Source organism: Methylocaldum marinum, assembly GCF_003584645.1.
GTDB lineage: Bacteria > Pseudomonadota > Gammaproteobacteria > Methylococcales > Methylococcaceae > Methylocaldum > Methylocaldum marinum.
In genome coordinates this window covers 881,417-894,830 of the sequence record NZ_AP017928.1, presented here as the reverse complement: position 1 = coordinate 894,830, position 13,414 = coordinate 881,417, and the positions used below count along the sequence as shown (strand labels likewise).

Annotated in this window: 9 protein-coding genes; 8 read left to right on the top strand and 1 reads right to left on the bottom strand. The window is 61.8% G+C overall.

The features are described 5' to 3' along the window. Nucleotides 1-306 precede the first annotated feature (306 nt). The 3 genes from sS8_RS03925 to eutC all read left to right on the top strand — a co-directional run bounded on the left by sS8_RS03925 (nucleotide 307) and on the right by eutC (nucleotide 4,056). On the top strand, nucleotides 307-1,785 hold the full coding sequence (locus sS8_RS03925; RefSeq protein ID WP_119632607.1) for an aldehyde dehydrogenase family protein: 1,479 nt from the start codon (nucleotides 307-309) through the stop codon (nucleotides 1,783-1,785). A 106-nt stretch (nucleotides 1,786-1,891) separates the two neighbouring features. After that, entirely contained in the window at nucleotides 1,892-3,289 is a 1,398-nt protein-coding gene (locus sS8_RS03920) for an ethanolamine ammonia-lyase subunit EutB (RefSeq protein ID WP_119628514.1), read from the top strand. Further along, nucleotides 3,286-4,056: an ethanolamine ammonia-lyase subunit EutC gene (gene eutC / locus sS8_RS03915; RefSeq protein WP_119628513.1), complete on the top strand. Its 771-nt coding sequence runs from the start codon at nucleotides 3,286-3,288 to the stop codon at nucleotides 4,054-4,056. Before sS8_RS03920 ends, eutC begins: the two co-directional genes overlap by 4 nt. 248 nt (nucleotides 4,057-4,304) lie before the next feature. Here the strand turns inward: eutC and sS8_RS03910 are convergent, their stop codons facing one another. Beyond that, on the bottom strand, nucleotides 4,305-4,577 hold the full coding sequence (locus sS8_RS03910; protein WP_119628512.1) for a hypothetical protein: 273 nt from the start codon (nucleotides 4,575-4,577) through the stop codon (nucleotides 4,305-4,307). Nucleotides 4,578-5,197: 620 nt separating this feature from the next. On the opposite strand from sS8_RS03910, the gene sS8_RS03905 reads away from it, so the two are divergent. From sS8_RS03905 to sS8_RS03885, 5 genes are all read left to right on the top strand, one after another. Next, entirely contained in the window at nucleotides 5,198-8,224 is a 3,027-nt protein-coding gene (locus sS8_RS03905) for an MASE1 domain-containing protein (RefSeq protein ID WP_119628511.1), read from the top strand. A 300-nt stretch (nucleotides 8,225-8,524) separates the two neighbouring features. Continuing rightward, on the top strand, nucleotides 8,525-9,325 hold the full coding sequence (locus sS8_RS03900; RefSeq protein WP_119628510.1) for a metallophosphoesterase family protein: 801 nt from the start codon (nucleotides 8,525-8,527) through the stop codon (nucleotides 9,323-9,325). Between the two features lie 10 nt (nucleotides 9,326-9,335). Next, nucleotides 9,336-10,157 (top strand): nucleotidyltransferase family protein, encoded by an 822-nt coding sequence (locus sS8_RS03895; protein ID WP_119628509.1) that lies wholly within the window; start codon nucleotides 9,336-9,338, stop codon nucleotides 10,155-10,157. 162 nt (nucleotides 10,158-10,319) lie between these two features. Then, nucleotides 10,320-11,519, top strand: coding sequence for an endonuclease/exonuclease/phosphatase family protein (locus sS8_RS03890; protein WP_170160942.1), 1,200 nt, complete (start codon nucleotides 10,320-10,322; stop codon nucleotides 11,517-11,519). A gap of 208 nt (nucleotides 11,520-11,727) precedes the next feature. Beyond that, complete coding sequence (locus sS8_RS03885) at nucleotides 11,728-13,353, top strand: phospholipase D-like domain-containing protein (RefSeq protein WP_170160941.1); 1,626 nt, start codon at nucleotides 11,728-11,730, stop codon at nucleotides 13,351-13,353. The last annotated feature ends 61 nt before the right edge of the window (nucleotides 13,354-13,414 follow it).

Sequence of the window (13,414 nt, the reverse complement as noted above, 5' to 3'; positions counted from 1 at the left end):
TGACTGCGACGTCATCGTTGCAAGGCGCGGGCGAATCTTGCAAGCCATCAGTGGGAACGTCGGAAACTCGGTATCCAGGCAGGAGCGGACCTCCGTGCCGACACCCTCGCCGTTCCCGTTTCCCGCTCATCAGGAACTGCTCGTGAAGGATTTTTCCGACGAGAGGTGTAATCTAAGGGCGCCGTACGCGAACCGATGCCTCGAATTTCGAAGTGGCGCCGGCTGTCAAAGTGGGCGATGCGGCGAGGCATCCGAACAACCGGTTCGAACCGAATTCGTTTCAATTCAACCGACGAGGGAATACAGATGAGTGCGGAACCCAAACAGATCAACCCGTCCGAAATCAAAATCTCTCAAACCAAGATGCTGATCGACGGCAAGTGGGTCGATTCGGCGAGCGGAAAGACCTTCGAAACGCTCAACCCGGCGACCGGCGAGGTGATCGCCCGTGTCGCGGAAGGCGACCGCGAGGACGTGGATAGGGCCGTTCGCGCCGCCCGCAAGGCTTTCGAGGAAGGCCCGTGGCGGAAAATGAACGCGCGCGAACGGGGGCGCTGCCTGTACCGCCTGGCGGATTTGATCGAGAAACACTTCGACGAATTGGCGGCGCTGGAAACGCTCAACAACGGCAAACCGATCAGCGAGAGCCGATCGGCCGACCTGCCGCTCACGATCGAGTGTTACCGCTATTACGCTGGCTGGGCGGACAAGATCGAGGGCAAGACCATTCCGATCAACGGCCCGTTCTTCACCTACACCCGCCATGAACCGGTCGGCGTGGTGGGCCAAATCATTCCCTGGAATTTTCCGCTCCTGATGCAGGCCTGGAAATGGGGCCCGGCGCTCGCGGCCGGCTGCACCATCGTGCTCAAGCCCGCCGAGCAAACGCCGCTGACCGCGCTCAGGGTGGGCGAACTGGCTCTCGAGGCCGGCATTCCGGAAGGCGTCATCAATATCGTGCCGGGATTCGGCGAGACCGCCGGAGCCGCGGTTGCCGAACACATGGACATCGACAAGGTGGCTTTCACCGGATCGACCGAAGTCGGCAAGCTCATCATGCAGGCCGCCGGACGCTCGAACCTGAAGCGCGTCACCCTGGAACTGGGCGGAAAAAGCCCGAACATCATCTTCGCCGATTCCGATCTGGACGCGGCGCTCGAAGGCGCGTTCCAGGGACTGTTCTTCAACCAGGGGCAGTGCTGCTGCGCCGGCTCTCGCGTTTTTGTGGAAAACAACATTTACGGGGACTTCGCCGAAAGGCTGGTCGAACGGACCCGCAAGCAGGTCGTGGGCGACCCGTTCGATCCGAGAACCACCCAGGGACCACAGGTCAGCCAGGAGCAGTTCGATCAGGTCATGGGCTATATCCGCTCCGGCAAGGATCAAGGCGCCAAGCTTTTGACCGGCGGCAACCCGATCGGCAACCGGGGCTTTTTCATTGAACCCACGATTTTCGCCGACGTCGGCGAAGACATGAGAATCGCGCGCGAGGAAATCTTCGGACCGGTGCTGTCGATGATCCCGTTCAAGGACGTGGATGAAGTCATCGGACACGGCAACCGGACCATGTATGGCCTGGCGGCCGCGGTATGGACCAAGGACATCAACAAGGCGCATCGCCTGGCCGCGGAGCTGAAGGCGGGAACGGTGTGGATCAATTGCTACGACATCTTCGATACGGCCGCGCCTTTCGGCGGGTATAAGATGTCCGGCATCGGACGCGAACTCGGTAGCTACGCCCTGGAGAACTATACCGAGGTCAAGACCGTCACGGTGGCGTTGTAAAGGCGAGGCATCCCGTGCCCGCCTGCGGCAGGTCGCAACGGGCACGGCCTTTGCCCACCCTACGCCCGACGGTTGCGGCGAGAACGCAGAAAAAGTCGGGAACCACATGAGATACACGGCAAGCATACAAGGGCGCGGCTACGCTTTCGCCGATCTGAAAACGCTGCTGGCGAAGGCGTCGCCACTACGTTCGGCGGACGAGTTGGCCGGGATCGCGGCGGAATCCGAGGAGGAGCGCGCCGTTGCTCAGCGGGTGTTGGCCGAGGTTCCTTTGCGCCGCTTCCTGGAAGAGCCGCTGATTCCGCCCGAGGACGACGAGGTGAGCCGGCTGATTTTCGAAACCCACGACAGCGCCGAGTTCGCGCCCATCGCCTCTTTGACGGTCGGCGAGTTTCGCGAATGGCTGCTGTCCGACGCCACCCCAGACCAGGCCTTCGGCGGGATTCGCGCCGGCCTGATGCCGGAAATGGCCGCCGCGGTATCGAAGATCATGCGCAACCAGGATTTGATCGCCGCCGCCAAACGCTTCAGGGTGACGACCCGGTTTCGCAATACCATCGGCCTCTCGGGACGGCTTTCCACACGGCTGCAGCCGAACCATCCGACCGACGACCCGCGCGGCATCGCCGCCGGCGTTCTGGACGGTTTGCTTTACGGCAACGGGGATGCGGTGATCGGCATCAATCCCGCGACCGACAGCCCCAGGAACGTCGATACCCTGCTCCGCCTGCTGGACGACATCATCATCGAGCACGAAATCCCCGCGCAGTCGTGCGTGCTGGCCCATGTCACGACGACGATGAAACTGATGCGGCGCGGTTCGCCGGTGGATCTTGTGTTCCAGTCCATCGCCGGGACCGAAGCGGCGAACCGGAGCTTCGGCATCGACCTTTCCATGCTGCGCGAAGCCCGCGAGATGGCACTCACGCTGAAGCGTGGCACGGTCGGCGACGATCTGATGTATTTCGAGACGGGGCAAGGCAGCGCTCTGTCGGCCGACGCGCACCACGGCATCGACGCGCAGACCTGCGAGGCACGGGCCTACGCCGTCGCCCGCGCGTTCTCGCCGCTCTTGGTGAATACCGTAGTCGGCTTCATCGGGCCGGAATATCTGTACGACGGAAAACAAATCATCCGCGCCGGGCTGGAAGACCATTTCTGCGGAAAACTGCTGGGCCTGCCCATGGGCTGCGACGTGTGTTACACCAATCACGCCGAAGCCGACCAGAACGACATGGACAATCTGCTGACGCTGCTGGCGGTGGCCGGTTGCACGTACATCATGGGCGTGCCCGGCGCGGACGACGTGATGCTGGCCTATCAAAGCACCTCGTTTCACGATGCACTCTATCTGCGCAAGGTCCTGGGGCTCAGGCCCGCTCCGGAATTCGAGGATTGGCTGAACCGCATGGGCATTTTCGACGGCCGCAACGCGCTGAGCCCCGGCTCCTCGCCCCCTCGCCTGCTCGGTGCTGTGAACGCGCTGGCGGAGGACGGCGCATGACCGATCCCTGGTTCGCCCTCCGACGTTTCACCCAGGCCCGCATCGCTCTGGGGCGCGCGGGTCACGCCGTCCCGACCGAGGCCCTGCTCGATTTCCAGCTCGCCCATGCCCGGGCGCGCGACGCCGTGCACTTCCCCTGGAACGTCGAACGCTTCGCCGAAGATCTGCGCGCGATGGGATTGGAATCCCTGATCCTGCGAACGCCCATCCGAAGTCGCGGCGAATACCTGCGCCGCCCCGATCGCGGACGCACGCTCGACGCCGAATCCCGCCGGCGGCTGGATGACCTGGAAGGCGGTGATGCGGATGTGGCCCTGATCGTCACCAACGGACTTTCCTCCACTGCGGTCGAACGCCACGGCCTATCCCTGCTGGAGGCGGTAGTCGCTTGCTGCCGCTCGCGCCGTCTCCGAATCGGGCCGATCGCTTTGGTGGAGAACGGCCGGGTGGCCCTGTCGGACGAAATCGGCCACGCCCTGGGCGCGCGTGTGGCTGTCATCGTCGTCGGCGAACGGCCCGGGCTCAGCGCCGCCGACAGTCTGGGCGTCTATCTCACTTACGCGCCACGACCGGGCAATACCGACGCCCGGCGCAACTGCATCTCCAATATCCGACCGCCCGAAGGATTGAGCTACGAAACCGCCGCCGCGAAAGTGATCTATCTGGCCGAGGAAGCCATTCGCCGCCGGATTTCCGGGGTCGATCTCAAGGACGAGCAGGATGCGGCTTTAGCGCCGTCTCCCGAGCCGCCGGGCCTGGAAAGGTGATGGCGACAGGACGCGGCCGGTGCGGTTCATGCTTCACCGCACCCTACAAGTTACCGGCCGTAGGATGTGGTGAGCGAAGCGAACCGCATCATTCGCGGATGCGGCTCGGGACAGGCCCTCCGACGAAGCTCAGGACAGCCTCCGCGTAACCCGCCGCTTCGAGGTCGTTCGGCGAATTACGGCCTCGCGGCCTAACCCACCCCACGAAAAATCAATGCCTTTTTGAAAGCGATTTGGAGTAAATCGGATCAGGCAAGCATGTTCTTGATCGTCCGCTCGTATTCCGGGAAGTAATGGCCGATGACGGGGAGATCGAAGCGGCGCAGGATGCTGGTATTCGGCTCCCGCTCCAGCAGGAAATCGAACGAACGGCTGACCAGTCGCTCGGTCGGCACCCTGCCGTCCGTCAGTCGGGCGGCATAGTCCGGATCCACGGTGACCGTGTGCGTCGTCGTGGCCCGCGCTTCCACCGTCACTTCGAAAGTCGATTCAGTCAGCGTTCTTACCGTTACCTTCGACATCTAACCCTCCTGTCCAAAATTCATTCAAGTTTTTACGCTAGCCTATAACATTTTCATCCGACTCACACGCCAAAACAGGCTTGGCGGAAGTCGTTTCGTTGGCGCCCACGACCGGGATGGATCGACTCGGACCCACTCGCGAGCTCCCATACGATGGCTATGAAAATGCACTACCCCGGGAAAAACCGAAGGGCCGTGCGCCGGCCCGGCGGAAAGCTTCGGATCTCCCCGCATGGCCGCGTACGACCGCTTTGTCTGCAGAGAACCAATCTAGACATCCCTGGTCTCAGATTTCCAGATCGGGGCGACGCTGGTTCCGGCGCATCGGTCGTGGCTCCGGAGCGTTCTGCCAGTATAGCGGCGCCAATCGGACTCTCGGAAGATCCGAAGGGCGCGCGAGTTTCCGAGTATCTCCGAGCGCTGATCTCGCCAGTCCATGGAAAGCCTTCGACAGGCTCAGGGCGAGCAGCCTATGGACATCGGCTTTACCTCACCCCGTCAAGATACCGAATTGCACGCACCGTAGACTCACCGTAGGATGAATGCGGCGCGCCGAAAGAGTCGAATAGCGAAGGAAGCAGTGGCGAATAGATAGAACCGTATGGATACTACTTGTAAATATGACAACCCAAAGTCTTTTGTCGGTTGATAAAACGGCGCCGCCCCGGCCTTCGTTCCGGAACTTGTTCGGTTTCGGTGCCTGGTACCTCACGCTGGCTTTGCTCAGCCACTGGATTTCCCCGAGACCATACCACTTTGTCGCATTCTGGCTGCCGGCCGGGTTTTACCTCTCGACCCTGGCCATCCGGCCGCGAAGTCTCTGGCCGATGTTCGCGATATCGGCGCTCGCGGTGGATTTCTGTGTCAATCTTTTTGCATTCGGTCAGCCTTATTCGGTAAGCGCCGCTTTTTCGCTCGCCAATATGTTGGAGGCTATTATCGGTGCGGGTCTGCTGGGACGCACAATAGGAACGCCGGTGCGCCTGGAAACAGTACGCGACGTATTGGCGCTGACCATGCTAGGCGCCTTGCTAAGTTCGGCGACCGCCGCCATCGTGGGAACGGCATCCGTAGTCCGAGCCTATGACGAACCGTTCGCCGCCGCCTGGCTGACGTGGTGGACGGGTGACATAGCCGGCATCCTGGTAACCGCTCCGTTCTGCCTGGCATTCCCTACCATTCGGACGAGCTGGCGAACGCTGCCTGCGCTCGGAAAAATCGAAGCCTTGGCCGCCCTGGCATCGGTGGCCGGACTCGCATTCGCCGTTTTCACCGACCGCATTCCCTTCACTTACGTCATGATGCCGCCGCTGCTGTGGATCGGCGTACGCTTCGGCATCCCCGGCGTTTCCTTCGCTATTCTCCTGCTCGGAATCATCGCCGCGCGCTATACCGCGCTCGGGCAAGGCGCGTTTGCCGGCGCGCAGTTCCCGGTTTCCGATCGCGCCCTCCTGGTACAGGCCCTGATTGTCCTGTTCTCGATTTCGGTGTTGGTGCTCGGCGCTCTGGCGAATCAGTGGCGACAAGCTCTGGCGGCGCTGCGGACCGCGCGGGATCATCTCGAGAAGGAAGTCGACGAGCGCACGCGAACCTTGCGCGACACTCTTCGCCTGCAGCAGGCCATTCTCGACGGCGCCAATTACTGTATCGTCTCGGTCAATAAGCAAGGCATCATCCAGACCATCAACAAAACCGCCGAAAAGGCGCTCGGATATTCCGCCGGAGAGCTCGTCGGCAAGGAAACGCCGCTCATTTTTCATGATCAGCGCGAACTTCAAAGCCATGCCAGATCGCTCGCCCCTGCTATCAAATGGACAAAGTCGTCGGCTTTCGAAGTCCTTCCCTCCCTGATCGAAGGCGCGGGTTCGACGGAATTTGAATGGACTCTTGTCCGCAAGGACGGAAGCCGTTTTCCGTCCCAGATATCGATCTCGATCATGCGCGACGAGAAAGGCGCCATCACCGGTTATCTCGGCATCGCCAACGACATTTCGGTGCGCAAGGAGGCGGAAACGGCGCTGCAGCGGAGCCGGCAGGACTTGAATCGCGCCCAGGCGGTCGGCAAGATCGGGAGCTGGCGGCTGACCGTGCCGCGGAACGAGTTGTCCTGGTCGGAGGAAAACCATCGGATTTTCGGCATACCCGAGGGCACCCCCCTGACTTACCAGACCTTTCTCGGCTGCGTCCATCCGGACGATCGGCGGTATGTGGACCGGAAGTGGAAGGCTGCGCTCGGCGGCGCCGCTTATGACATCGAACATCGGATTATCGTCGGAAAGGAAGTTCGCTGGGTCCACGAGAAAGCCGAGCTGGAATTCGACCGAGGGAAGGTCGTGGGCGCGTTCGGAACCACCCAGGACATCACCGAACTCAAGCGCGCCGAGCTGGCTCTTCGACGCCACAATGAACGGCAGGCGGAATTGCTCGCCATCAGCCGCGCGGCCTTGGACAGCCGAACCACCGATGTCGAGCTGAGCCACATGGTCTTCGAGAAGGTACATGCCTTGATCGATGCCGACCTCGGCATCACCTACCGCATCGACGAGAGCAACCGAAGGCTGCGGCTTATTGCCTCCCACGGCATTCCGGAAACGCGGCTGCCGGCCTTGCAACAGCTCGAATTCGGCGAATCGTTTTGCGGCACGGTAGCCGCTACCGGCACTCCGCTGATCGTCGATACCGCACGGATCGAGAACGACCCCAACAGTGTCCTGTTTCGCGATCTCGGCATACGCGCTTACGCCTGCCACCCGCTCATGGCAGGCGACGGACGCACGCTCGGCACGCTGGCGTTTGCCAGCACCCGGCGCGAGCACTTCGATCCGGGGGAGATCGAGTTCCTGCGGACGCTAGGCCTGTTCACCGCCATGGCTTGGGATCGTACCCGCGCGATGGCGGCTCTGCAGGAGGCCGATCGCCGGAAAAACGAGTTCCTCGCCATGCTCGCCCACGAACTCCGCAACCCTCTGGCGCCGATCCGCAACGCCGCGCAGCTGATACGAAAACTCGCTGCCGACGAACCCCGGCTGCAGAGCGCTCGAGAGATCATCGACCGGCAGGTCATTCATCTCTCGCGGCTGGTCGACGACTTGCTGGACGTCTCCCGCATCACCCAGGGTAAGGTGACTCTGAGAAAAGAACCGATTCCTCTCAATACCGTCGTGGAGCGGGCGATCGAAGCGACACGGCCTTTGGTCGAATCCCGGAGGCATCGGCTCGCAGTCGATCTTGCGCCGGCGCCGCTCCTGATCGTCGGAGACGCGACCCGACTCATTCAGGTCGTGGCCAACCTCTTGAACAACGCCGCGAAATATACCGAAGAAGGCGGCGCGATCTCCATCCGCACCGAGGTCAAGGGAGATCGCGCATTGATCCGGATCAAGGATACCGGTCTCGGAATCGCTCCCGAGCTGTTGCCCCATGTCTTCGAGCTATTCATTCAGGGGGAGCGCTCTCTAGACCGGAGCCAGGGCGGCCTGGGCATCGGGCTCACCCTGGTTCGGCGGCTGGTAGAACTGCACGGAGGGCGCATCGAAGCGTTCAGCGCCGGCTCCGGCAAGGGAAGCGAATTCGTCGTCGAGCTACCCTTGGCTTCCGCCCGTAATCAGGAAAAAGCCGCGGCAGGGCTCGATTCGCCGCTGCAATAGCTCGGCAGGACCGAGCCTTGCCGGATATTAATAGTCAAGAAAGTAAAGCCACAGGAGCCCCCTCTCCATCCGGGAGAGGGATCGGGTGAGGGCGATTCGAAGAGGACTGTACTTTCTTTACGCACAGTCACTACGGCTCAACGAAGGTTCGGCAGCGGATCGGCGAGGAATCCACCGAGAACCGCGCCGGCATTGAAAGCGCGGCCCGCCGGCACTACTCTCGCGGGCACTTTTGCATTGCGGCATGGTCTCTGATTTAACGACACCAGCGTTGCGCCGACGGCGATTCCTGAAACAGCCATGCCCCCAGACAGACAAACGGTCCGCATAGCGGCAGTGGGCGATATTCACTACACCCTGTCTTCCCAAGGCCAGCTCCAGAACATTTGCGCCTACGTCTCCGAAAATGCGGATATTTTGCTGCTCTGCGGCGATATCGTGGACGACGGGCGGCCGGAGGAGGCCCGGCTTTTCGCCAAGGAGTTGACCGCCGGCATCAGAATCCCCATGGTCGGCGTGCTCGGCAACCATGAATACGAAGCGGGCCGGGTGGACGATGTGCGGCATATTTTTGCCGACGCCGGAATCATCATGCTCGATGGCGAAGCCCACGAGGTGCACGGTATCGGCTTTGCCGGCGTCAAGGGTTTCGCCGGCGGCTTCGGCGAGCACGCACTGCAACCCTGGGGCGAAAGTACATTGAAGCAGTTCGTACACGAGACCGTGGAAGAATCGCTGAAGCTGGAGTCGGCTCTCGCCAAACTACGGACCCGGCAGCGAATCGCCCTGCTCCACTATGCGCCGATCAAGGCCACGGTCGAGGGCGAACCCGTCGAAATCTATCCGTTCCTGGGATCGAGCCGACTCGAAGAGCCCTTGAATCGTTATTCGGCGACCGCGGTGTTTCATGGGCACGCCCATCGCGGGCAGCCCATGGGAAAAACCGGCGGCAACATCCCGGTTTATAACGTCGCCCTGCCGGTGTTGCGGCGCGCCTTCCCGGAGGCTCCCCCGGTCCGGCTGATCGAGCTTCCGGCCGAAGCATCCGCGGCGACCGAAAATCACTCGTTCAATTCCAAGCCATACTCCCTGCCGGGTTAGATCAACATTTATGAATACCCTCCTGCCACCGCCCAACAGCAGCCAACCGGTCATCGACCCTACAGGGCGGGCGTTCTACCGCCACGGGCTGACGCTGCTCAACGACGCCAAGGTTCCGTTTCTGGTCGGCGGCGCCTATGCTTTGGAGTGCTACACCGGGATATCGCGCCACACCAAGGATCTGGACATCTTCGTCAAACCCGGGGACCGCGACCGCATCATCGGCATCCTGGTAAACGCTGGTTATCAGGCCGACGTCACATATCCGCATTGGCTCGCCAAGGCTTATTACGGGGAATACTTCATCGACATCATTTTCAGTTCGGGAAACGGGATTTGTATGGTCGATGACGCGTGGTTCGAAAACGCATGCCGGCGCGACATACTCGGCGTGCCCGTATTACTTTGTCCCATCGAAGAAATCATCTGGTCGAAATCCTTCGTATTGGAACGCGAGCGTTATGATGGCGCCGACATTGCGCACATTCTCCGCGTGTGTGCCGATCGGTTGAACTGGACAAGGCTGATGGACCGCTTCGGGGCCTATTGGCGTGTACTGCTCAGCCACCTGATTCTGTTCGGATTCATTTATCCCGCCGAACGAGGCCGAATTCCGGACTGGGTCATGCACCGGTTGCTCGCCCTGCTGGCCGACGAAATTCGCGGCGCACCTCCCTCGGAGCGTCTCTGCCAGGGTACGCTGCTCTCCCGCGAACAGTATCTGACCGACGTCATGCGCTGGGGCTACGAAGATGCGCGCCTGCAACCCACGGGCCGAATGAGCCATGAAAACATCGCCCACTGGACGGCGGCCATCGACATCAAGGACTAGATCCGAATGATCGACCCCGTACCCGCTCAAACCGGCAATCCCGAACGCCACGAGCCGAGATCCGATACCGCGTTTCGCCCCCTGATTCACTGACCGAACGTGTTCCGTTTTTTTCGAACGATCCTGCTAACCGCCCTATCCGGCGCTTTGACCCTAACGACCGTGACCGATTTCTGGGATGGATATCAATTGGCGAGCACGTTCGGGCGTCCGGAAGATCCTTCTTTCTGTGCCGCTCAGCCGAACGACTGGGAGTATGCCGCTCCGTTTCCACAACTGGAAACGCGTACCGCTCTTCCCGCGCTCAGGGTCGTCACGTACAACCTGCATTCCGGACTGGGCCCTCGCTGGCGAGCTTTTGCCGTCCGCACGGAGGTCGAACGCAATCTTAGGAACATCGCCGACCGAATCGCCGAGGCCTCACCGGAAACCGCGGTCGACATCGTCGCACTCAACGAGGTGGACTTCGGCTCGCGGCGCAGCGGCGGGATCGACCAGGCCGCTTTCCTGGCGGCCGAACTCGAACACCGCACCGGACACGCCTACACCGTGGCCCGCGGCGAGACTTGGCGCCGGGATGTGCCGGGGCTGGAGGTGCGTTTCGGTAACGCCGTGCTGGTTCGGCACTCGCCTCTGACCGCGAACGCTCAACGGCTCGAAGACACGCCGACGACCCGCTATGCCTCGGCCTTTCCGACAGGTATCCTCGACCGGGTCTTGAGCGAGCCGCGCGGGTTGCTTCAGGTAAGCATTCGCTTCTTCGGCGAACCGGTGGAATTCCTGGTCACTCATCTCGAGGCCTTCAACCCGACACGCCGGGAAACGCAGGCCGCCGATCTGCTGCAACGATTCGTCGCACCGGGACGGACTTCCATTCTGATGGGCGATATGAACACGGTTCCGACCGCCCTGACCTACAAACGCCCTCACCTGGCCGCCGACCGCACTCACGACGTGCTGACCAGCGGCGACCTCACCGATGCACGGGTAGTCGCCGCTGCGCGCGAAGGCACAGACGATCTTTCCGGCTGGGCCACCTTTCCCGCGCTTTCGCCGGAATGGCCTCTGGACGGATCTTTCGCAACCCCGGATCTCGTACCGCTAGCGGTCCGGGTCATAGGGTCCGACGAATCGGACCACCGCGGGTTATTCGTCACCTACAGTTGGCTGACGCCCGAAGCGAAGTCCGCCTTCATCCGCTGGCACGAAGCCCTGCGCCGGCGTCAGTTGACCCGACTCATGGACTGCGACCTTCCGGAACAATTCCCCGACAAGGAGCGGGTACTGGAATGGCTAAAAGCGAACACCGGTTTCGTGAGCATCCTCGCAGCCATCGGTCAAGGATCAAGGGACACTCATTGAGGTGGCGAAAGACTGCCTCGTTTTCTCTCCCGCGGGCCGAGCGGCGTAATGTCGCACAGCGATTCACGACCTACCGCGGCACGGTCGTAGATCGGCCATGCTTTGCCGATGTCGAGCCGAGAGGTCCGTCGGCAAAGGATTTCGGACCTACGAAGGCTTGTCCCCCCTTGGAACGATAAAATCCGTATCAGAACATGCAAGGATGGCCATGAAACGCTCCGGACGTCGAGCTTTCCGGTTCGGCCGTTTCCTCATGATTGCGCTGGCCGGTGTCACGGCGCTCTGGTTCATGGGGCATCTGCTCCTCGAGGTTCAGTTCCCTGAACCCGCCGCCACGTCCGCTGCCGACAAGCCGCCCGGCATCCGTGACGGATCGCTGTACGACATATTCGAATCTCTCCCCGCGGAAGGCGCCGCCGTATCGAACGTGACTCTGCTGGACGACAACACCATGGCCTGGGTCGAGCGCTGGCGTCTCCTGGCCAATGCTCGAAAGCGTCTCGACATCAGTTATTTTATTCTCGAGCAGGATGTCTTCGGCATCGCTTTCCTCGGCCACCTGGTTCACAAGGCCAAGCAGGGTTTGACGGTGCGGGTGCTGCTCGACGCCATAGGCACGACCATGTCGCGCGACGTGCAAGGCAACGATTACCTCGATACCCTGGTACAAACCGCCAACGTCACGGCAAAGCTTTACCGTCCCCTGCGCTACCGTTTCCAGGACGCTTTCCTTACCCTGAACCCCGCTGCCATCGCCGCCAGCGATCACGACAAGATGCTCCTCGCGGACGGCGTTCACGGTCTGATCGGCGGGCGCAATATCGCCGTCGAATACTTTGCCGATCCGGGCGTCGACCCCAAGGCCTTTCGCGATGCCGATACGGTATTGACCGGACGAGGCGCCGGCGCGGTGCTCGAAGCCGTGTTCGAGGCTCAGTACGACGGCGGGGAAGCTCGCGCGGTCAGCCGCGAGATGGTGGATCTGCTCGATTCCGAAAACGACTTGCTGCTCGCTTACCAGGCCATGGATTGCTGGCTGCGCGGCGAATCCCTACCGGAAGCCGTATCGGTCGGGACCAGGGAACGCCAATTGCCCTGGATCGACGAGCTCCACGCCCATCCCAAGCTGCGCGGCGCTTTGGCCAGAGAGGCGCCTGAATCGGTGCAGGCCCAGGTTCAACTTCTCGACAGCCGCACCCGCCTGATCCGGACCGACGATCCGATCACCTCCGGCCTCGCATGGCTGGTGCGCGGCGCGAAGAAATCGATTTTCATCGCCAATCCATACCTGGTCCTGACGGAACAAGCCGTCAGGCTATTGGAAGACGCGGCCCGGCGCGGGGTCGAAATCACGATTCTCACCAACAGTCCCGTGTCCAGCGATAACCCGCTCAGCCAGGCTTTTTTCCTCGAACAATGGCCGGAACTCATGGCGCGGGTTTCGACACTGCGCCTGTTCGTTGCCGGAGACCGCCACAATTTGCACGGCAAGTTCGGCGTCATCGACGACCGGCTCGGTCTTCTGGGGACTTACAACCTCGACCCGCTCAGCCTGGCCATCAACAGCGAGCTGGTTGCTGCGGTATGGTCCGGCCGGCTTGCCGGCCAACTGCTGGAAACCGGAGGCGGGCTCATCGCCGCCGGTCCGCCGACCGTCTACGAATACCGCATTGCCCGCGACGACCAGGGCCGTCCTCGACGCGACCAAGATGGCGCCCCGATTGTCGCTTTCGGACCGGAAAACCATGTGGAACCGGAAACCTGGCGCGCCGTTCGCCGCTACCGCTGGCTGGTTCGGGCATTAAAGGCCGTTAGCGGACGTTCGTTCTTTTGACGTGGATTCATTTTTCAGTCCGCCCCTGTTTCCCGGACTTCGCTTGGTGCGTTTTCATCCG